14 protein-coding genes are annotated in these 21,154 nt (G+C 53.6%); 9 read left to right on the top strand and 5 right to left on the bottom strand.

Annotated elements, in window-relative coordinates; genetic code table 11:
• Positions 1-238: 238 nt before the first annotated feature.
• From Q8O77_RS17470 to Q8O77_RS17455, 4 genes are all read left to right on the top strand, one after another.
• Positions 239-3,139 (top strand): diguanylate cyclase, encoded by a 2,901-nt coding sequence (locus Q8O77_RS17470; protein WP_371133514.1) that lies wholly within the window; start codon positions 239-241, stop codon positions 3,137-3,139.
• A gap of 68 nt (positions 3,140-3,207) precedes the next feature.
• Positions 3,208-5,253: a site-specific recombinase gene (locus Q8O77_RS17465; RefSeq protein WP_305556312.1), complete on the top strand. Its 2,046-nt coding sequence runs from the start codon at positions 3,208-3,210 to the stop codon at positions 5,251-5,253.
• 73 nt (positions 5,254-5,326) lie between these two features.
• Positions 5,327-6,787 (top strand): aminoacyl-histidine dipeptidase, encoded by a 1,461-nt coding sequence (locus Q8O77_RS17460; RefSeq protein ID WP_305556310.1) that lies wholly within the window; start codon positions 5,327-5,329, stop codon positions 6,785-6,787.
• Positions 6,788-7,548: 761 nt separating this feature from the next.
• On the top strand, positions 7,549-12,129 hold the full coding sequence (locus Q8O77_RS17455) for a hypothetical protein (protein WP_305556308.1): 4,581 nt from the start codon (positions 7,549-7,551) through the stop codon (positions 12,127-12,129).
• A gap of 127 nt (positions 12,130-12,256) precedes the next feature.
• Here Q8O77_RS17455 and Q8O77_RS17450 read toward each other — a convergent pair whose 3' ends face one another.
• On the bottom strand, positions 12,257-13,180 hold the full coding sequence (locus tag Q8O77_RS17450) for a M14 family metallocarboxypeptidase (protein ID WP_305556306.1): 924 nt from the start codon (positions 13,178-13,180) through the stop codon (positions 12,257-12,259).
• Positions 13,181-13,376: 196 nt separating this feature from the next.
• Between Q8O77_RS17450 and Q8O77_RS17445 the strand changes: the two genes are divergently transcribed.
• The 4 genes from Q8O77_RS17445 to Q8O77_RS17430 all read left to right on the top strand — a co-directional run bounded on the left by Q8O77_RS17445 (position 13,377) and on the right by Q8O77_RS17430 (position 16,503).
• Positions 13,377-13,868 carry a MarR family winged helix-turn-helix transcriptional regulator gene (locus Q8O77_RS17445; protein ID WP_305556304.1) on the top strand — a complete coding sequence of 164 codons (492 nt, stop codon included), beginning with the start codon at positions 13,377-13,379 and terminating at the stop codon, positions 13,866-13,868.
• Positions 13,865-14,929 carry an HlyD family secretion protein gene (locus Q8O77_RS17440; RefSeq protein ID WP_305556302.1) on the top strand — a complete coding sequence of 355 codons (1,065 nt, stop codon included), beginning with the start codon at positions 13,865-13,867 and terminating at the stop codon, positions 14,927-14,929. Before Q8O77_RS17445 ends, Q8O77_RS17440 begins: the two co-directional genes overlap by 4 nt.
• Positions 14,930-14,939: 10 nt before the next feature.
• Complete coding sequence (locus tag Q8O77_RS17435) at positions 14,940-15,995, top strand: DUF2955 domain-containing protein (protein WP_305556299.1); 1,056 nt, start codon at positions 14,940-14,942, stop codon at positions 15,993-15,995.
• Between the two features lie 115 nt (positions 15,996-16,110).
• Complete coding sequence (locus tag Q8O77_RS17430) at positions 16,111-16,503, top strand: hypothetical protein (RefSeq protein WP_305556297.1); 393 nt, start codon at positions 16,111-16,113, stop codon at positions 16,501-16,503.
• Positions 16,504-16,553: 50 nt separating this feature from the next.
• Here the strand turns inward: Q8O77_RS17430 and Q8O77_RS17425 are convergent, their stop codons facing one another.
• Together Q8O77_RS17425 and Q8O77_RS17420 are read right to left on the bottom strand one after the other, a co-directional pair.
• Positions 16,554-17,567 carry an alpha/beta hydrolase gene (locus Q8O77_RS17425; protein WP_305556295.1) on the bottom strand — a complete coding sequence of 338 codons (1,014 nt, stop codon included), beginning with the start codon at positions 17,565-17,567 and terminating at the stop codon, positions 16,554-16,556.
• Between the two features lie 79 nt (positions 17,568-17,646).
• On the bottom strand, positions 17,647-18,441 hold the full coding sequence (locus Q8O77_RS17420; protein WP_305556293.1) for an alpha/beta fold hydrolase: 795 nt from the start codon (positions 18,439-18,441) through the stop codon (positions 17,647-17,649).
• A gap of 174 nt (positions 18,442-18,615) precedes the next feature.
• On the opposite strand from Q8O77_RS17420, the gene Q8O77_RS17415 reads away from it, so the two are divergent.
• Complete coding sequence (locus Q8O77_RS17415; protein ID WP_305556291.1) at positions 18,616-19,431, top strand: AraC family transcriptional regulator; 816 nt, start codon at positions 18,616-18,618, stop codon at positions 19,429-19,431.
• Between the two features lie 5 nt (positions 19,432-19,436).
• On the opposite strand, the gene Q8O77_RS17410 is transcribed toward Q8O77_RS17415, so the two are convergent.
• On the bottom strand, positions 19,437-20,045 hold the full coding sequence (locus tag Q8O77_RS17410; protein ID WP_305556289.1) for a DUF502 domain-containing protein: 609 nt from the start codon (positions 20,043-20,045) through the stop codon (positions 19,437-19,439).
• A gap of 9 nt (positions 20,046-20,054) precedes the next feature.
• A complete protein-coding gene (locus Q8O77_RS17405) occupies positions 20,055-21,131 on the bottom strand; it encodes a DUF2891 domain-containing protein (protein WP_305556287.1) in 1,077 nt (358 codons plus the stop codon).
• Between the last annotated feature and the right edge of the window lie 23 nt (positions 21,132-21,154).

Raw genomic sequence — 21,154 nt, 5'->3', positions numbered from 1 at the left:
TGGCTCCGGTTTAAATGGTTTGCCAGAGCTTACACTGGTAAGACCATAGCGGCAAGCTGACCGTTGACGCAGGAAAAGCTACCATTCGTCCGGTTTACGCTGTCTTAGTGAAAGCGGGCTATAGTAACGTAAACATAATGTTTAATTTACGGAGTTGCTCCCGGTCGTGTGCAGACAAATATTGCTATTGTTGTTAGCGTTGTTATTTGCGGGCTGCGGCTTCCACCTGCAGGCATTGGTGTTGTCACAACCTGATTATTTATACCGGGTTTGGTCAGTTGAAGCCGGCTTGCCGCAAATTTCGGTTACCGCCATAGTGCAGGATCAGCAGGGCTTTCTCTGGCTGGGCACGCAAAACGGCCTGGCGCGGTTCGACGGCCATCAGTTTACCGTGTTTAACACCGCCAATACGGCGGCCTTGTCATCTAACCTTATTACCGCCTTACATTTCGACGCACAGCAGCGGCTGTGGATAGGCACCGCCAATGGGCTCATGTTACGCGACGGTGAGCAGTTCAGCCGGTTGGATCTGGCCAGCCCGTTGCAGGGCGCGGTGTCCGGTTTTGCTGAACGTGCCGACGGCAGCATGTTGGTGGGGGCGGACAGGTTGTATCAGTGGCAACAGCAGCAATTGCAGCCGGTGGCTGAACATAAAGGTCCGGTATTTCAGTTGTTTCAGCAACAGGACCAGATATGGGTTGGCGGCCAGCATGGTTTTGCCGTGTTATCCGATGAGGGCTACCAGTGGGTGGCGGCGCCGCAGGATTTGCCGGCGCTGCAAATGACCGAAATTGCCCGTGTTGGCAGCACCTTGTACCTGGGCACTAACCAGGGGTTATACAGTTGGCAGGATGGCCTGTGGCAGCAATTGTCACTGCCGGGTCAGCCGGCAGACAGCCGTATTGAATTGTTGTATCAGGATCCGCAACAGCAACTGTGGGTAACCGGCTACGACAGCGTATACCGGCTGGAACACGGCCAACTGCTGCCGGCCGATTTTGTCCGCGGCGAAGAGGGATTTGTCTGGATTGAGAGCATGTTGCAGGACCAGCATCAAAACTTGTGGTTGGGCAGCCGGTCCCACGGTTTAAAGCGGCTGCGTAAAGCGGTAACGCAGCGCTTCAGTACTGAGGTTGGCTTACCGGACCCTTACAGCTGGGCGGTGCAACCCTGGCGTCAGCATATGCTGGTGGGCACCAGCAAAGGCTTGGCGCTGCTGCAGCATGGGCAATATCAGGTTCTTACAGCAAATCAGCTGCTGCCGGACTCTTTTGTCTACAGTATGTTGTTGGACAGCCGGCAGCACTTGTGGGTAGGCACCCGTGCAGGCCTGAGCCGGCTGGATGCGGACAGCCTGGCCTGGCAGCGTAACTACGACAGTATTTCTTCCTTGCTGGTAACGACGCTGGCTGAAGAAGCTGAGCGTATTTGGGTTGGCACCAACGGTGGTTTGTATTATTTGCAGCAAGATGGCTTGCAGCAAGACGAGGCACAACAGATCGGGGCGCAACAGGATGAGTTGCAGCAGCTGGGGCTGCCGGATGCCCTGCTGCAAGCCCGCGTACGTATGGTGTTTCCCGACAGTGCCGGCCGTTTATGGGTAGGCACAGAAAACGGCCTGTATTTACGTACAGAGCAGGGTTTTAACCGGCTGGATGATATGCCGTTATCAGGCAGTTTTATCAGTACCATTACTGAATTTGCTGACGGCAATATTTTGGTCGGCAGTTTTGATCAGGGCTTTGTGTTGGGGCAGCCGGGTAACTGGCGCTGGTTTAATCAACAAAATGGCTTACCGGGCAATGGTGTTATGCATGCGGCGCAGGTAGAACAGCATTTACTGATCAGTAATTTTCAGGGCTTTTACCGCGTTGATTATGCGGCTTTATCACGGGGTAAAGTAGACAAGTTATATATGTTGGTGGATGACAGAAGGCCGGAAGCGGCCACAGATTCGCATCGCTGTTGCAACGGTGCCGGCAGCAATAAAGGCGCGGTGCATCAGGGGCGCGTCTGGTACCCTACGCTGAATGGCGTGGTGACATTACCGCTGCAGCAGTTGCTGCATTATGCGCCGTTGCCGGCTCCGGTGGTAAAAAGCCTGACTGCGCAGGGGCAACGATACAGCAGTGCCAACGTTGTGGTGGATGCAGCCCAGCGTGACTGGCACTTTCGCTTTACCGCGCCTTACTATGTGCAGTCTTCCTCGTTGCAGTTGCGCTATCAGTTACTGGGTTATGAAACCGGTTGGGTAGAAGGCGGCAACCGGCGCGAGGCGTTTTACACCAACCTGCCCCCCGGTAAGTACCAGTTTCGCGTGCAGGCGCGCCAATCGGCTGATTACCGCTGGAGTGACGCCGCGCTGATGGATATCCGCCTGCCGTCATACTGGCATGAAACGCTGTTAGCCAAAGCGCTGCTGGCGCTGCTGGTATTGTTGTCACTTTGGGTGCTGTATCGCTGGCGCTTATCTGCGTTAGCCCGCGCCGGCCATGAGCTGGAGCTGCAGGTGGCTCAGCGTACAGCAGAGCTGCATCTGGCGAATGAAAAACTGCAACAGTTAAGCATGCATGATGCGTTGACCGGCCTGCATAACCGGCATTACCTCGACAGCAATATTGAGCGGATTTTATCGCGCACTGCCCGCCGCGGCGGGCTGCTGACGTTGGCGTTGCTGGATTTGGACCATTTCAAAAGTATTAATGACAAGTTGGGCCATCAGGCCGGCGACGCAATATTAAAACAGCTGGCAGATATTGTCAGACAAAGCAGCCGCAGCGCCGATCATTTAATCCGTTGGGGTGGTGAGGAATTTTTGTTAATTCTCGAGCACAACGAGGATGTCCGCGGGACATTGCAGCGCTTGCTACAGGCAATTAAGCAGTATAACTGGCAGCAGCTGCAGTTAAGCCAGGCCCTGACTTGCTCTGTCGGTGCGGTTAGTTTCAGCGCAGACGCCAACTGGCAGCAGCAATTGCAATGGGCAGATCAGGCGTTGTATTGGGTTAAGCAGCATGGCCGCGATGGCTATTTGCTGCTGCAGGACGGGCAAACCTTACCGGATAATACTGAGCTGGCGGTATTACTGCAGGAGGGTACTGTGCCGGTATACAGCGATAAACTGCCGGTTGTTGGCTGAATGCATTTTGCGGCACGTCACGGATTTGGGTATAGTCCGCTTTCAGATTAACAGGGCCGGAGAGTGAAATGGATACACTGGGTGCAGTCACATTAGTCAGAAGTGTGTCAGAGCAGCGCTGTGCGATAACTCTGGTAACCACCCTGGTGAATTGGCTCAGTTACAACGGCTTGGGCATAGATCACGCCCAACGTTCGGCAAAATTACGCGATGCCTTAGACACCAATCCAAAGCATGCCGCCGCTATCAGCGACGTGCTGTTTAACTGGCTGGGCGAGGTAAACATTTACCCCGCGCTGGTTAATTTAGGTATTTTTTCCCGCCGTGGTTTTTTTCGCGAGACGGCGTCGCGCTTATATGAGCGGTTAAATCCGGCGCCGCGCGATCAGAACGATTTTAAAGATGTGTTGGTGCAAATCTTTAACGGCAAGCCGGAAGCGCTGTGGTTACAGGACAGCGGCAGCGATGCCATGTTGGGCTGCTTTGACGCCCTGGCCGCCAATTGTGACGCCGCCACCCTGCGCAAAATGCAGGGCCATTTTCGCGAAGAAAGCCTGTATGCACTGGAAATGCTGGCTATTTGGGTCGCGGCTGAGGAGATTGAACCGGATTTAATGCGTCTTGACCGGCGTTTAACCAGCTTAGACTCGCCCTTTATTGCCCTAAGCCGTGAAATGAATCTGTTTGTTGAAAGTGGCAAGCAGCAATTGGTTAATCCGCAGCTGGCGCTGCTTGATACCGCACATTTAGATGTGATGATGCAGCAATCGCGCGAGCAGGTAGAGCGCTTGCGCCGCCGTGGTGCCGGGGTGGGCAGCTCAGTTGCCGTGGCGCATTTGCTGGAGCGGCTGGAGCAAACCTTAGACCGGATAGATTTGCTGGTGGATATGCTGATCAGCGAACCGGCGGTGCAGCGGCAAAAGTTGTTTAGTTTATTCAGTATTCTTATTCAGGCCAGTACCGAGCAAAACAGTATCAGTGCGCTGTGGCGCAGCAGTACCCAGATGTTGTCAAAAAGCATTACGGTAAACAAAAGCGGCCACGGCGAACATTATATTACCCGCGACAAAACGCAATTTTTCGCCTTGATGCGCTCGGCCGCCGGGGCCGGAGTAATTATTGCGCTGATGGCGCTGCTGAAAATTTATATCGACAGCCAGGGGTTCAGCCCGTTTCAGCGCGCGGTGTTGTTCAGTTTAAATTACGGCCTTGGCTTTGTATTGGTGCATATGCTGCACTTTACCATTGCCACCAAACAACCGGCGATGACAGCTGCCAGTTTTGCCCAGGAAGTCGAGCGCGGTGAAAACGGCAAGGCAGTAAACCGTAAACTGGCCGGGCTGTTAATCGACGTAAACCGCTCGCAGTGGGCGGCGGTGTGGGGCAATGTTAGCAGCGCCATTTTGCTGGCGGCCTGTATTGCGCTGGGTACCTTGTTGCTCCGCGGCACGCCGCTGTTAAGCGCAGAGGTGGTGGCGTATCAGTTACATGCAATATCGCCGGTGGCCGGCTTGGCGTTAATGTACGCGGCTATTGCCGGTATCTGGCTGTTTTGTGCCGGTATTATCGCCGGCTTCTTTGATAATCGCGCCAACTGTCTGGAACTGCGGTTGCGTTTATTCCACCATCCGCTGCTGAAAAAGTTGCTGCGTGATGCACCAAGACAAAAGCTGGCCGATTATGTGCACGACAACTACGGCGCCCTGGCGGGTAATTTCTTCTTTGGTGTGCTGTTGGGCATGACCGGCTATATCGGCTATTTAACCGGCCTGCCGCTGGATATCCGCCATGTGGCGTTCTCGTCGGCCAACCTGGGTTACAGCGCAGTAAGCGGCGAAATAGGCGTGCTCAGCTTCTTCCTGCATTTGCTGTTTGTGCTGCTAATCGGTTTTGTTAACCTCTGGGTTAGCTTTACGCTGGCGCTAACGGTGGCCCTGCGCGCCCGTGGTACCCGTATCAGCCGCTTACCGCTGCTGTTAAAAAGCCTGTGGGAGCAGGCCAAACAGCAACCGCTAAACCTGTTTTTCCCGGTTAATGCCATTAAGCAGGCGATGGCAGAAGAGGGCGTAAAAGCGGAAACAAAAGCTGACAAGGCCATGGCACAAGACAAGTAGCAGCCGGTCGTATTACGCTATTGGCGGCCTGTGGTAAAATGGCCGCCTTTATTGGCGTATTCCGGAGTCTGTAGTGTCAGCATTAGCAAGTTTATATCCACAACCGTTATGGCAATGGTTCGCACAAATTTGCGCCATCCCGCACCCGTCCAAGCACGAGCAAGCCTTAAGCCAGCATATTCAAGCGTGGGCACGCGACAAAGGTTTAAGCGTACTGGAAGACAAAGTCGGTAACCTGATCATTAAAAAACCGGCCACCGCCGGCTTTGAAAACCGCAAAACTGTGGTTATTCAGGCGCACCTGGATATGGTGCCGCAGAAAAACGCCGACAAAGTGCATGATTTTACCAAAGACCCTATTGAAGCTTATGTTGACGGCGATTGGGTAACAGCCAACGGTACTACTTTAGGCGCCGATAACGGCATTGGTATGGCATCGGCCCTGGCGATTCTTGGCAGCAATGAGATTAAACACGGCCCGCTGGAAGTGCTGCTAACGATAGATGAAGAAGCCGGCATGACCGGTGCCTTTGGTGTTGAGCCCGGCATGCTGGACGCTGAGATTCTGATCAATACTGATTCAGAGCAGGAAGGCGAAATTTACATGGGCTGCGCCGGTGGCGTTGACGCTGAATTTACCGTAGCGGCACAGTGGCAGGCACCGGCTGATAGTGTAACAGCGTTTACCTTAAGCTTAACCGGGTTAAAAGGCGGCCACTCCGGCGTAAATATTCACCTGGGCCGTGGTAATGCCAATAAGCTGTTAGCGCGCTTTTTGGCCGACAAAGCCACAGCGCTGCAGTTGGCCGTAGCAGCCTTTAACGGTGGCTCATTGCGCAATGCCATTCCGCGCGAAGCCAGTGTTAGCGTAACGGTACCCTCAGCCAAGCTGGCGCAGTTACAACAAGCCGTAGCAGAGTATCAGACACTGTTGCAGTTTGAACTGGCCGCGGTAGAGCCGGCATTAAAATTAAGCCTGGCTGAGACAACAACACCGGCACAGGTCTTAACGCCGGCAGCACAAAGCAGGCTTATCAACCTGTTAAATGTCTGCCCTAACGGCGTAATGCGCATGAGCGATGAAGTAGCCGGCGTTACCGAAACCTCGCTGAATATGGGCGTGATCACCACCAAAGATAACAGCGTGCAGGTTTTGTGTTTAATCCGCTCGTTAATCGACAGCGGCCGTGATCAGGTGCAAAGCATGCTGAGCTCACTGGCGCAATTAGCCGGTGCAGAAGTGACATTCAGCGGTGCATACCCGGGCTGGAAACCGAACCCGGACTCGCCGGTCATGGCGATAGTGCGCGACACCTATCAGGATATTTATCATAAAGCGCCGGTGATTATGGTGATTCACGCCGGTTTAGAATGCGGCCTGTTTAAAAAGCCGTATCCGGAGATGGATATGGTGTCGATAGGTCCCACCATCCGCTTCCCGCACGGCCCGGATGAAATGGTTAATATCACCACCGTAGGCCAGTATTGGGAGCTGTTGTTAGCGGTATTGGAGCGTATTCCACAGCGCGGTTAAACAATTACCTGTTGATAAAAAGCCCCTGCACAGGGGCTTTTTATTGCCTTTTCCCTGCACAAATCCATGCGGGAATCACCAGGTTATTGCCACCGGTGTACGCAAGGAACAGGCGTGAATTATTGGTTTTAGTATGTGTTTTCTAAGAAGCTTATTTCATTTTTACCATTTATTGTTTTATGAAGGTGAATGGTGTTTATTTTTTAGCCTTATTTGTTCTAAAGGTAGTGCTGATTATTTACATTTTGACTTGCGCTTTTCGCGCCAGCGACAATAATTACGATCCTGTATTTACTACTATCAAAAATTTCCCGGGCCAATGCAGCCCTGTCACGCCGGGTTTCGCAAACCCGCCAGATTGTGCGCAAGTAGACGCAATATCATTATCAGAACAGACGGTACCAGCATCAAGCAGTCGCTTTAAAATTCAGATGCAGATATCGAAATAAGGCTTGTTAAGCTATCGACATCACCAAAATGGATTTGCTTTAACAACTTGCTGTTGGCCGCTCCTTCGGGGCAAGGACGTCCAATGCTACGTGTTGTCAGCCCCAAAACTGCGCGTTGTGCGGCAGGACGACCGGTTGTTGTATAACCCAAAAGCGACTATTCACAGGTTATTATGGTGATTAAAATCATAGGCTTGCATGTCTGCGAGCCCTGGCAGAGGTAGGCGGGGGAGATCCGCAGGCGTAGTAAATCGCTTTGACACGTCGTTTGGAATTGCACAGCTCAATACACTTTGATCAGGAGTAATTTCAATGGCAGATAAAAACAGTAGAGCAGTGAACATCCGACAAAAAGGATACGCTGCTGCACGCCGGGATGCCCCGGCTGATGTTGCCGGCTGGTGTAATCCGAAAAGCAGGCATGGTGGTAAGGATGGCATTGGTGCGCCGGGACATGGCCCGGTTGCGTTGTTTGGTCAGGATGATGAATACGTTGCAGCTTTTGATGGCAAGACCGTGGTGGTTACACGGTTTGCGGACATTGGCAAAAGCAGCGAAAAGACCAGGCTTAGCCGGGTGAAGCTTGAATTCGAAGTGGTGAAAGCCCGGCCTGGTGGGGCGGGCACTCCACTACTGATCTATGTACTCGACAGCCGCGGTGCGGTCTGGTCAGTTGACTTTAGCTCTTATGCAGACTGTCCAACGGTGAACGGTTTGGCAAAAAGTCCGCGTTGCCGGCATTTGGCGCAAGATCTTAAAGCTCCGCTGCGCGACATCGTAGTGCTACGACACCAGTTGGTGCTGCAACAGCCACGGCGTGGGCGCGGTTACGATTTACACAGTCTGGATAAACGCTCTGGCCGGGTTTCGTTGCTCGGTAGCGTGGAGCTGGAACCGGACATCACAGCGCTCGACCCGCAGCGTACCGATATTCTGCTTGGGCGTCACAAAGGTGAGCTACGCCTGATGCTGTTTGGTGAGGCAAGCGCAGCTGGCACGGTAGAAGTGCATAGCTTTGACGAGTCTCGCGTGACTGCCGCCGGTCTCATTGATAGCACTTATCTGCTACTGGCACGAAAGGGTGGCATGATAAATAAGGTGGATCTGCGCGGTACGCTGCCAAATGCCGCCGTCCGCGCAGCAGACCCTTTGCTGCGCATTTGCTATGTGCTGCGCCAGCTGCTGAAGCGTTGTGGTTGTGATTGCAGCTGCAAGGGGGCTCCCGGTGGTGAGCGACCTGGTGACGATAAACCCGCAGAGGACCGGCCTTGCGATGAACGACATTCTGCTCACCTCAGTTTCACCACCTCTAAGCTGTATCGTGCAGGGCAGCATATCGTGGCTGTGGATCAAGGGGCGACCCGAATGGCGGTGCTTGATAACCGTCTCAACCTGCTGTTTGAGCGTAAGCTTGACCGGGCGGGCGCTGAGGTGCACGGTGGGCATCCCCACACGCAACGCTTGCTGATACATTTGCAGCGCAAACACCAACTTGAAGCCTGGGCGCTGGCTGACTATGTCAGGGATCTCGTCGCCCGCCTGCCAGACGATGTTGGCAGCCGATTGCCGGTACCAATGCCTTCGGTGACTTACCGGGGGCCCAGGCAGCAACGGGCTGAACTGAACCCAACACTTAAAGTCTGTCTTTTCCCGGTGATTGAGCCGGGCCAGAATTATGCTGACGCGGACATGACTAAGTTAGTCGATCAGGTTTCGGCAAAGATTTTTACAAAGGTTGATAACTATTACCATGAAAACAGCTTTGGTGAACTGGCGATTGATTTCACTATTTTCGGCCACGACTTTGGAGGTATTCGTAAGCCTCTGGTGTTGCCAAGGGCTATGGCCAGTTACTGGTACGAGGGCTTTCGCGCCGGCGGTTTGACTGTGGTCATGCCTGCTGATTGGGCTGATCCGGTGATATTTGATGGTACGGAAGCGCTTGAGATCCAGGCTAATCCGCGGGCCGGAGCAGTGAAGACATACGATTTTTCGTTTGCGGCACTGTGGAGTTCGGCTAACTTCAGTAGCTTCCCGGTTAACATTGACTTTGACGGCAGTGAAAGTGTTGAACTGACCGTTGAAACTCAGGATGGCGCCGCACATGCGTTGACGGTTAATTTTCCCGCCTTCAACCTGACCCTGGATCAGGGTGGGAATATCGCCGGGTTTCTGGACGACCTCGGCACTTATATTACCGATGCCATTCGCACAGCTGAAGCTACCGTGCCGGGTGGGGCCACCTTACTACAGGATGTCAGGTTCCGGCGGGGGCGCACCTCAGCTGACGATACGCAGTTTGGTTGGCTTCAGGGCCGTTTTGCCTGTGAGCCGGCGGCACCTGCCGACGTAGTCCAAAAGGGTAGGGTTTCGGTGACCGGCCCCGGTATGTTGGCGCCAGTACTGTCGACTCTCGGTATTTCTTCTGCCGCTGTTTCCGGGGTGATGACCTCAACTTTCAGGGTTACTTCCTATTTAAGGGAGTGCTTGCGTGCTGCTCAGGTTGATGCCGGCGAGGGTATCGGCGGTTCCGGTGCCTATTTCTCGACATCCGTTAGTATCAATGAAGATGTAATGGCACAGGAGGTTACCGTTGGTGTCAGTCTGACGGCTGATTTCGGTGGTAATGCGGCAAGCATAGAGGTTTTGTCAGCCAGTGGGCTGGGTGGTACAGGTTGGGATCTTGCCGTAGCAGCCCCCGGCAGTGAAAGCGATCCGAATAACTCTCATGCGCTGCGTGATGCAATCGAGTTAGCGGATGACACTTTTACTGCAGCGATGGAGCACATCCGGGCAACCACAGCCTGGGATCGAAGTATGGTAGAGGCTATGTTTGCTGACTACGATGTGATGATGATCGCTCATGTCGGCGCTCCTCACCCTGCAATCCCGCTGGCTGAGCAATGGAATGCCGACGACCCGGTCGACTTCGGTTCTAAGCGAATGTATAAACGCACCTATCATGCTACCGATCTGAATCCGCCAGGCGGCGAGGCGCCGGTACAGATGGGCACATCGAATATCACCGGTCAGCGTTTTAACGCGTTCAGCGGTGCTGATTTAAACAACCAGGCCGGGGTGATGGCACACGAGCTTGGTCATGCGCTCGGCTTGCCGGATCTATACCCGGCAAATGGTTACCGTGACGATGTAATGTATATCTCCCCGTGGGGGATGATGGGCGGAAGCAACGCTACTTTTCACCATTTCTGTGGCTGGTCGAAATGGGCATTGGGCTGGATTAGCGACAATGCGGATCCTGAACTGAACCGCACCATTTTCGTCGATCTGCCACTGCCTGACGAGGTTGCGGTGACCGAGGCTTGGTTAGTACCTGTTGAATACTGGGACGATATGCTGCGTGATGATGTGCGGGACGAGGTAGGCGGAGCTGTGCCTATTGGGCAATTGATGAAACTTAACCTTGGTAGTGATGGCGGAGTAACCGCTTTTCTGGAGTTGCGTGCCGCAGGTAGCAACTTTTCGCAGAGCCTTAGCCCGCAACCAACAGTGATTGCTACCAATGGGCTGGACCCTGCATCGGACCGGTATTGGGCGGTGAACGGTTTGTATCGCCGCTCTGTACATCTGCTTAATACCGGAACCGAATTGCAGGCTATTAACGATACCTGGGACTTCGCCACTGCGCCAGAGTTCCCGCTTAAAGGCTGTACGGTAGAAGTCGCTGACACCCGCACCGTGCGCGGTACTATCCCGGTCTATCGGGTCCGGGTGGAGCGGGAGCAGGCTGAATATATCGATCTGCATTTTCAGGATCACGTGCCAGGCTACAAAAGTCCTGACATCTGGGTCGATTGGACCGGAGACAATCCGGATCCGAATCTGCCTCGCGAGTACCCCGTAGGCACGCCGACCGATCAGGGAGAAACCGTGCGGTTTCCGGCCAGTGGCACAGAGAAGCACTTCGTCGTGGCCCGCGTGCACAACGCCGGCAACGTGCGGGCGGAGGACGTGAAGGTGCGCTGGTTTGTTTGCGATCCGCCCGGTGCAGGTGATGATGGGCGCTGGGTTAATCGCGGCACTCAGACCATAGCTGAGATTGGTCCGGGGGCTCATGAAATCACCCCGTTCGAGTGGCAGGTCGATGCGTCAACCAATGTACATCAATGCATGCGGATGGAAATTATTGATTGGACGATTCCGGCGGAAGTTGACCCGTCAACCGGTGACACTGTCGCGCTCGGTTCGGATGACGTGAAGCTGCAAAACAACAATGCGCAGCAGAACGTTTTTGATTTTGAAGCGCTGACCGGATCGCCTTATGGGCCGATCCATTTTCCGATGCAGGTCCACAATGACCGTTTGCGTACCGAAGTGGCCGCGCTGGTACCAAAGGGGCTGCCGTATGGATCTAAGCTGACCATCAGCCCGCGGGAATGGAGGATCCCCAGCGGTGAAGCCCGTGTATTTCATTGTACCCTGGAGTTGGACGAAGATATTATTCGGCCGGGTTGCAACAATGACAGCGGTTTCTTGCTAACAGCCTGGCGTCGTGGCGGTGAGGCTGACGAGATCTGGGGCAGTTGTTTCTATCACATTCGCCCGCGTTTCAAGACTCGGATAGAACTGCTCCGTGGCAGCTGGTTCCACGGCAGGGTAATGATCTACGGCCATGTGCAGGCATTGACAGACGAGCCGCTTAACCTTAACGAGGACATGCCCTTGTACGTGAGGATCAGGTTACTGCCAGACGGTAAGGGAGATATGGTTCGTTGGCGCACCGTTCAGATGCAAAGCAACGGCAGCTTCGAACTTGATACACAAATCGCTGAAGCTAAGTTTATGGTCGCTCAAGCCTGGTTTGATCGTAGCGATCGTCTGGGTTCGTCTGTTTCTAACGAGTTGGAGCTAAAGCAGTCGTTTCTGGAGTAGTTTCGTTCTGTAATTTGTCAGTAGTAACAATCGGGAGTTAGCTTTACCAACTCCCGGTTCTACGCTTTAGCTCAGCGTATTATTGCTTATTGAAGATCTGCTGCAAGCCGCACCCGCAGCGTATTAATTAACTTTGCTGCAGCAAATAATCCAACGCACCCACCACAGCAGCAACCTGGGCCTGAATACATTGCTCCGGCGTGGCGCTTGGGCTGTCGGGGTACACTTCTGTGGTGCTGACCAGCGGCGCATCGGTAACGCTGCCGCATAAACCTAAGCTGGCTTTGGCATAGTTAATTACGCCAAACTGCGCAATTTTCTCGCCAATCAGCTCGCCGTTTTCATCGGCCTCTGCAATATGAGTAACTTTAGCCACGCTGTCGATAATGGCTTTTTGCAGTGCCGGGCAGGGGTGTTCGGCATCATCTACCGTGTAATAGCCATCGGGGATATTCCAGTTGCTATTCACCGTGCCATCGCGGGCCGCTTTGGCCGGACGAAACTCGCTGTTATCCGAGTCTGTGGTTTCGTGTAAATCGATATGTAGCGCAAAGTGGGTATTCAGGCCGGCCAGATACTGCCGCACTTGCTGTGCTTCAGTGGCTTTGCCGTTAGCATCAAAGCTGCGGTTAGGATCTATCGCTTCGGGGTTCCAGCGGTTAATGGTCTCGTAACCCCAGGGGCTGATACAGGGCAGCACCAATACGTTCACTTTGTCGCTGTACGCTTTGGCTTTGGTTTGCAAAAAGCGCAGTGCGCCATGCACACCACTGGTTTCGTAGCCATGCACACCACCGCTTACTAAAATGGTGGGTTTATTGCTTTGCCAGTTACGGCTTTTTACCGCCAGCAACGGGTAGGTTTTACCGCTAACTTGCTGATAATTCAGCTCGCCGTATTGCTCAACATCAAACTCGTTTTGCAGTGCTGTAATCGCCGGTAATACCTCGTCGAAGAAACTGCGTTTTATCTGTTGTTCACTCAACCACTGCGCTTTTTCTGCTTCGCCCCAGGGCTGTCCGACGGTGCCGATATGGTAGATAGAGTTCATTTGTATTCCTGTAGTTAATGCTGCCGGGGCAGTGTAAAACATGGTGTAACTATACCATTGAAGTCGCAGCAGCAGCCATGACCCTTGCGTTGAACTCATGCAGAAAGCCGTTTAACGCATCAGCAATATAGTTAGCTTGCTAAGTATGTTGTCAGCCATATAATGCTTAGCATGCTAACTAATTGCCGGGCGTGTAATGACTGAAATAACCAACCTGACTGAGATGAAAGACATGCTGAAAGTGCCGCTGGGTAACCAGATAGGGCGGGTGCATCGCTTATGGCGCAGTGCTATTACTGCATCGGTGCAATCACTAGGTATGACCGAAGCACGCTGGACAGCGATGTTACATCTGAAAATGCTCGGCGAAGGCGCTACCCAACAAGCACTGGCGCAGGAGCTGGGTATAGAAATGCCGTCGCTAAGCCGCACCCTTGGCCAGCTGGTAGAGCAGGATATGCTGCAGCGTCAGCCACACCCTACCGATAAAAGAGCGCAGTGTTTGTATTTCACCGCAACCGGGCAGCAGATGCTGGCGAAATTGATTGAGCGCACTACGCAAATCCGCCAGGCACTGTACCAGGATTTAACCGCTGCTGCGGTACAGCAGCTGATGCAGTCGTTAGACATTATGGAGCGCAATGCCCGTACTTTGCTGCTTAATACCGCTACAGAGAACAAAGCATGACACCGGATCAGATTTTTAAACGCTGGGTACAGGGTGCTTTAGCGATATTTGTTATGGCCTTTGCCTATTTTATTTGTGCAGATATCTGGATGCCGCTAAGTAGCCAGGCACGGGTAATGCACCCTGTGGTGGCTATAGCGCCCGACGTTAGCGGCCAGGTAACGCAGGTGTTGGTGCAAAATAACCAGCCGGTAAAAGCCGGTGATACGTTGTTTACGCTGGACCAGCGCGCTTACTTGCTGGCGGTAGACAAAGCTGAACTGGCACTGGAGGCGGCAAAGCAGGAAAACACGCAGCTGGACGCCGCTATTGCCGCAGCCCGTGCCGGTGTAACGGCGCACCAGGCCAGTGCCGATGAGCTGGCGCTGGAAGTAAAGCGGCTGGGGCAGCTTATTGGCAGCAAAAGTGTATCGCAGCAGTTGGTTGATCAAAGCCGCGCCAATTACATCGGCGCTCTGGCACAGCTGGAGGCCGCTAAAGCCCGGGTAAATGAGCTGGTGGTGCGCCGCGGGGCCAGCGGTGATGACAACCTGTTACTGCGCCAGGCCAGCAATAATTTAGCCAATGCCAGGCTAAACCTGCAGCACACCGCTGTGCAGGCCAAAGTAGACGGCGTTATAAGCAACCTGCAACTGGTAGCCGGCAACTATGCCACTGCCGGTAAAACGCTGGCTGCGCTGGTGGCAGCGAAAGCCGATATTATTGCCGATTTCCGCGAAAAATCGCTGATGAAGGTTAAGGTTGGTACTGCGGCCAGCGTAATGTTTGACAGCCTGCCTGGCCAGGTGTTTGCGGCCACTGTTGTTTCGGTTGATGCCGGGGTAAAAGACGGCCAGTTGCCGGCCGATGGCAGCCTGGCTAACCCGGAAAGTTCTGATCGCTGGGTGCGTGATGCGCAGTACCTGCGTTTGCACCTTGGGTTAAATGATAATACACAGGTGCTGGCAGCGTTACCTGGCGGCGCCCGTGCCACGGTGCAGCTGTATCCGGCTGATGGCCCGGCCCGTTGGTTGGGCCAGCTGCAGGCGCGGTTTATCAGCCTGCTGCATTATATCTATTAAGGTAGCGGCTATGTCTTCGGCCATGAGCAGTGCGCCACAAAAATTGCAGCTAAGCAGTAACGATCTGCGCCAGTGTTTGCGTATTGCTTTTGCCGGTACTTTGGGTTTTGTGCTGTGCAAGCTAATGGGCTGGAGTTACGGTACTTTTTTTGTGGTTAACCCCATGTTATTGCTGGGGCTGGTGCCGGTGCTTAATGCCCATATACTGCGCCAGTTTATTGCCAGTACGCTGTTTGTCAGTGTCAGCATTTTGGTATTGCAGGGCCTGTTTGGTGACAAGCCACTGGCGATGACGTTGCTGGTTATTTTGCAGTTTGGCTTTTTATTTCTCTGCATGACACGTGGCGTCAATTTTCTGTTTGGCGCCATGACCATGGTGGGCTTATCAATGCAGCTGCACTTTGCCAGTTATCCGGCGCCTGTTACCCAAGTCAGCGATATTGTGATGTCTAACTTGGTGGCCGGTGCTGTTACGCTGTTTATTACCTTTTTAATGTATACCCTGTTTCCGGACACCACACCACGGCAAGGGCGGCAACTGCCGGTTAAACCACTCAGCAACCAGCGCCATGAGGTGATTTTGGCTACCACTGTGGCGACCTTATCGTTTTTGGTGTTTCAAAGCTTTGATCTGGTAGATTCGCTGTCAGCGCAGGTGGCATCGGTGCTGGTATTGTTTCCGCTGAACTGGCACGGTGCCGGTAAAGCCGGCTGGAACCGGGCAATCGGCACTTTAGTGGGGTGTAACGCCGGGTTGTTGATCCAACTGCTGCTGTATAACCATGCCGGTGTGCTGCTGTTTGTCGCGCTGGCAATCTGGCTTAGCATCATGCTGTTTGCCCGGCATCATATGTTTGAAGGCGGCCAGGCCGGTGCCGGTTTTGGCGCTATGACCACAATGGGCATTTTATTTGGCCAGTATCTGACGCCACAAAGTGATCTGGTGTACAGCGCCTTGTACCGCTTCAGTTCAGTGGCTATTTCGGTGGTTTGTACGTTGATTGCGGTGTATCTGATGCATCAGTTGTTAAACCGTTTCGCCGCCACACGCTTACAGTTACCCTAGCCAGCTATAAAATAGTCCGGGGAGTAGCTGCGGCGTTTTCTGCCCTGCTGTGCTATTACTGGTGCTACGTTGCCGGTGTTTTTTGCCCGGGCAAAGCAGTGCAAAGGACAGTATGATGACAAAAACAACCTTGTCGATTGACAGTGAGTTTGTGGTGTTAAACCCGAACCAGCAGGCATCCGTTGAGTTGGCTGACGGTGGGTTATATCAGCGGCTGGATTCAGCCTATAACGGCTTTGCCGGCCATCAGCTGGTATCATGTTACGCGTTCAGTGCTAACTGGCCAAGCTGGGAGAGGCACCCGAACGGTGATGAAATCGTGATCCTGCTAAGTGGCCAGACGGAGTTTATTCTGCAAACCGACGATGGCGATGTCAGTATTAAGCTAAGCCGGCAGGGTGAGTATGTGCTGGTGCCGCTTAATGTCTGGCATACCGCCAGAACCGATAACAGTTGTAAATTGCTGTTTATCACCCCGGGTGAAGGCACCGAGCACCGGCCTGTTTAAATACTGCAAATAGTAAAGCCCCATGTAGGGGCTTTATCTGGTACTGCGGCTTATTGCAGATGGTCTTTTAACTCGCGGCCAGCCTGGTCTAAGGCATCCTGCACTGCCGGTACGTCCCTTAGCACGTTCAGCAAGCCAAAGTCATGGATCATGCCGTTGTAGCGCACTGTGGTCACTGCAACTCCGGCGGCATTCAGGTGGCGGCCATAGGCTTCGCCTTCATCACGCAGCACGTCCATTTCCGCCGTTTGGATTAACGCCGGTGGCAAGCCCTGTAACTGCTCAGTGGTAGCACGCAGTGGCGAGGCATAAATCTCGTTGCGCTGCTCCTGGCTGGTGGTGTAATTATCCCAGAACCACTGCATCATATTGCGGGTTAAAAAGTGGCCTTCTGCATAGGTGTGATACGAGCTATTGTTAAAGCCGGCATCGGTTACCGGCCATAACAACAACTGGAACTTCAGCGCCGGTGTACCTGCTGCTTTAGCTTTTAACGCTACTACCGCCGCCATATTACCGCCAACACTGTTACCGGCGACCGCTAAACGGCTGCCATCCACGCCAATCTCTTTGCCATGCTTGGCCACCCATTGGGTTGCCGCATACGCCTGATTAATCGCGGTGGGGTATTTCGCTTCCGGTGACGGGGTGTAATCGACATACACTGCCGCGGCACCTGAGCGTTGTACCAAGTCACGGATTAAACGCTCGTGCGTGGGGAAGTCGCCCAATACCCAGCCGCCACCGTGGAAGAACATAAAGGCCGGTAACGTGCCTTTCGTGCCCTGTGGTTTTACAATCACCAGTTTAATGCTCTGGCCGTCTACTTTAATGGTTTTTTCGCTGACATCGGCCGCCGGTAGCGCAGCACCTTGTTGCGCCCCCACCAGCACGGCACGGGCGTCGGCAACAGCTAACTGCTCCAGCGGCTTACCGCCGCCCTGGGCTAAGGCAGTTAAAAAGCCCTGCGTCTTAGTTTCCACACCCGGTGAGCCGGCGGCAAAGGCATTGCCGATACTTAAGGCTAACAGGCTGGCAGTGATAACAGTGTTTAATGTTCTCATGGTAGTTTCCTTAATTTATTCAGTTAGTTTATGTTCGTTTAGTATCAATATCGGTTCAGTGTGCCGTGGTAAGCGGCAGTTATTTCGTAGTGGCCGTTGCCGCTTCTGCAATCAGTGCAGCAACTTTGTCCGGGTGAGATGTCATCACCACATGCGAAGCGCCCGGCACTTCAACGATTTTTTTCGCCTTAGCGCGCTGTGCCATAAACTTCATCGCGGCGGACGGAATATTCTTATCGGCGGTGCCATAAATGGCCCACGACGGCACTGTGTGCCAGCCAGGTTGGCCGGCGGCTTCGGTTAATGCCAATTCAGTAACAGGGCGCTGGGTAGCGGCCATCAGCACGGCGTCTGCGGTTGGTACATCGGCAGCAAACTGCTCACCGAATTTGTCTTGTTGGATGTATAAGTCTTTATTGCCGTCTTGCAGTATCACCGGCGCTGCCAGTGTCGGGCCTAAAGTGCTGCCGGGGTAACGGCCGGATAACTCCAGTACGGTTTCACCTTGCTCCGGGGCAAAAGCGGCAACATATACCAGGGCGGTAACATTAGTGTTGTCCTGCACAGCGTTGCTGATCACCGCGCCACCGTACGAGTGGCCAACCAGCACAACCGGGCCGCTGGTTTGTTTTACCAGGCTGGCAACATAGTTGGCGTCGGCAGTTAAACTGCGCAGCGGGTTAGCCACAGCCACTACCGGGTAGCCTTGTTGCAGCAGGTTAGCGGCTACGCCGTTCCAGCTGGATGATTCAGCAAAGGCGCCATGCACCAGCACCACAGTGGGTTTTTCTGCGGCAAAGGCGGCACTGCTTAAGGTTAACGCGGCAGTGGCAGCAAGGGCGGCGGTAACACGGCGGAAGGTAAACTTAGTCATAATCTTTTCCTTTTCAGTTAATAAGTGTTTGCGTTGGTTAACGTCATGCCTGAAGTGGCGTACTACCCGGCTTCAACTCAGTTGTAAGCGTTGGCAGTATATTAGGCGGTTAATCTTGTATTTTGGCGCCATATTGTCTAAATTATGCTGCAGATAGTCTAAATCGAGGTGGTTATGGACAGGCTTTCAACTTTACTGGCGCAGTTTGGTATGCACGCAACGACCTTTTATGCCGGACCTTTTAGTGGGGAACTGGCCTATGATGCACAGGAGCGCAGCGGCAAGTTGTATTTGTTTAATACCGGCAAGGCCCGCTTACAGATAGCCAGGCAGGAGATTGTTATCAGCCGGCCCAGCCTGCTGTTTATTCCAAGGCCCTGCCAACACCGGTTAAGTGCGGCGGCGACAGACAATAGCCAACTGGTTAGTGCGGCGGTAAGTTTCGACGGCGGCCTGGATAATCCGTTAACCACAGCTTTACCCGATTATATGTTGCTGCCGGTTAGTGAGTTACCGATACTGGGCGATAGCGTATTGTGGTTATTTAGTGAAGCCGCTGAGCAAAACTGCGGTAAAAACGCAGTGTTAAACCGGCTGTTTGAGCTGGTGATGATCCAGCTGCTGCGCCATATCATGGCCAGTAGCAGCTTGTCATCCGGTATGATGGCCGGGCTGGCCGATTTGCGCTTAGCCCGCGCGGTTACGCTAATGCATGATCAGCCCGCCAAAGCCTGGTCGGTGGCAGAGCTGGCCGGTGCCGCCAGTATGTCACGCGCCAGTTTTGCGGCGCAGTTTCATAAAGTGGTAGGTAAAACTCCGGCCGACTACCTGCTAAGCTGGCGCGTTAGCCTGACGCAAAAACGTTTGCGCGAAGGCCGGCCTATTGCGCTGATTGCCGATGAAGTAGGCTACGAAAGCCCATCCGCACTGGCGCGGGCCTTCCGGCGTAAAACCGGCGCCAGCCCCAGAGAGTGGTTGCAACAGCAGTAATGCTGCTACCAGCTTTTGCCCGGCGCCTTAGCACTGCCCAAACCGCCGCTCAGCACCAGTTGCAATGCCTCGGCCGGTTTCATATCAATGTTTCGGGTGCAGCTGCGGGGTATGATGATGGTATAGCCGCCGACGTTGTAAGCCATCGGAATAAACACCGCCAGTTGCTCTTCCTGCATCAGTGACGACATCCGGTCATTCGGCTGGCCGCCGTGCTTGGTAACAATACCAATGAGCTCAATTTCTGAGCCTGGCAGTTTGACCATCACTACCGAGCCATCGGTGAAGTTTTTACCGGACATTACGTCGATAATATCCTGCAGCATGCCATACACTTGTTTGGTGCCAGGCAGCTTCATTAAAATTTTGCCAGGCACTTGCCACAGCCAGTTGAAGCTGGGCCAGCGCGAACTGTAACCAATGGCAATGCATACCAGTAAAAACCCCAGTATTGCCATACCCGGCAGGTACCATTCGCCTGGTAATACCACTTGCAACACCGGCGTTAATACTGTTTCAACCGTTAGCAGCAGCCAGCGCAGCAGCTCGATAGTGATAACCAACGGCAGAACAATCACCAGGCCTTTCAGTAAGCTTTTAACAATGATTTTCATAAGGTTCTTTTACTGCTTAGCGCTGTTTAGTGCATGAATAGCAAAGCTACCTAACCAGTGGCCGCCTTCGTAGCTGTCGCCAATCAGGTTAGGGTAGGAATATGCCAGATGCTGATCGGCAACCTTACGCAAATGCGCATACTGCGGGTACTGCTGTGCCAGCGCATACAGGTTCCAGGCGCGGCTAAAGTTTAAACCATCCAGATGCACCAGCTTGCCATCGGTTCTGTCAGCCACTTTACCCACTGCCAGGCTAAAGTCCGGCCGGGCTAACTGTGGCATAAAGGCGTTAAGCCAGGGTAAAAACTGCTCTGTCGGCAAAATACGCTGCATCAGGCCAACTTGCTCCAGGCAGGGCGAGATAAAATCATAGCCGCTGGGTTCCCAGCTAATCGGGCAGTTTTTATCCTGTAAAAAATAGTCTTTGGCACGCTGCGCAATAAGTTGCTGCAGTGCCGTGTGCTTGCGGTTTACCGCGTAATCGTAAGCAAAACTTAAGCTAAAGGCGGTATTGGTATGCTCGCCCACCCGCACCGGATACAACAGCCGCGGTAAGAAGCTGATATAGCGCTCTACCAGCAAGTCAGCCAGCGGCTGCAGGTTTGCTGCCAGCTGCTGCGCCATTGGATCTTGCCAGCTATGCAACTCGTCCGACAGCTTCAGCAGCCAGGCCCAGCCGTACGTGCGCTCGAACGAGGCATTAATGTCTTTGCTGAAAAACGCCACTTCCTGTGCCACCTTCTCAGCGGTGATATTGCGTGTGAGTATGGCTTTAACCTCAGCCGCTTGGGCTAAATCCGGGAATTGCCGCAGTAAGGTAACCAGCGACCAGTAGCCATGGGCTGCGCTGTGCCAGTCGAAACAACCGTAAAATATCGGGTGCAGCACCGATGGTTCCTGCAAGTCGGCGGCGCTGGCCAGCACCACGCCGGTTTTATACGGGTAGGGCGTTTCAACGCAATGCAGCGGCAGGCTAACCAGCTTATTGGCTTCAGCCAGGTTGAGTGCATGGCTGGTGTCGGCGGCGTGAGTTGTCAGGCTAAGTGAGAATAACAGGGCACTGCTTAATATCGCGCGTAATTTCATAGTGTTACCTTATACTTGGCAGA

The organism is Rheinheimera sp., from assembly GCF_030690345.1.
In the GTDB taxonomy this organism is placed as follows: domain Bacteria; phylum Pseudomonadota; class Gammaproteobacteria; order Enterobacterales; family Alteromonadaceae; genus Alishewanella.
This window is presented reverse-complemented; position numbering and strand designations above follow the sequence as displayed.

What these genes read in the sequence shown, in the direction of transcription:
- Q8O77_RS17465 (WP_305556312.1), top strand. Translation starts at nt 3,208, where the DNA reads ATGGATACACTGGGTGCAGTCACATTAGTCAGAAGTGTGTCAGAGCAG.
- Q8O77_RS17455 (WP_305556308.1), top strand. Translation starts at nt 7,549, where the DNA reads ATGGCAGATAAAAACAGTAGAGCAGTGAACATCCGACAAAAAGGATAC.
- Q8O77_RS17450 (WP_305556306.1), bottom strand. Translation starts at nt 13,180, where the DNA reads ATGAACTCTATCTACCATATCGGCACCGTCGGACAGCCCTGGGGCGAA.
- Q8O77_RS17445 (WP_305556304.1), top strand. Translation starts at nt 13,377, where the DNA reads ATGACTGAAATAACCAACCTGACTGAGATGAAAGACATGCTGAAAGTG.
- Q8O77_RS17440 (WP_305556302.1), top strand. Translation starts at nt 13,865, where the DNA reads ATGACACCGGATCAGATTTTTAAACGCTGGGTACAGGGTGCTTTAGCG.
- Q8O77_RS17435 (WP_305556299.1), top strand. Translation starts at nt 14,940, where the DNA reads ATGTCTTCGGCCATGAGCAGTGCGCCACAAAAATTGCAGCTAAGCAGT.
- Q8O77_RS17430 (WP_305556297.1), top strand. Translation starts at nt 16,111, where the DNA reads ATGACAAAAACAACCTTGTCGATTGACAGTGAGTTTGTGGTGTTAAAC.
- Q8O77_RS17425 (WP_305556295.1), bottom strand. Translation starts at nt 17,567, where the DNA reads ATGAGAACATTAAACACTGTTATCACTGCCAGCCTGTTAGCCTTAAGT.
- Q8O77_RS17420 (WP_305556293.1), bottom strand. Translation starts at nt 18,441, where the DNA reads ATGACTAAGTTTACCTTCCGCCGTGTTACCGCCGCCCTTGCTGCCACT.
- Q8O77_RS17415 (WP_305556291.1), top strand. Translation starts at nt 18,616, where the DNA reads ATGGACAGGCTTTCAACTTTACTGGCGCAGTTTGGTATGCACGCAACG.
- Q8O77_RS17410 (WP_305556289.1), bottom strand. Translation starts at nt 20,045, where the DNA reads ATGAAAATCATTGTTAAAAGCTTACTGAAAGGCCTGGTGATTGTTCTG.
- Q8O77_RS17405 (WP_305556287.1), bottom strand. Translation starts at nt 21,131, where the DNA reads ATGAAATTACGCGCGATATTAAGCAGTGCCCTGTTATTCTCACTTAGC.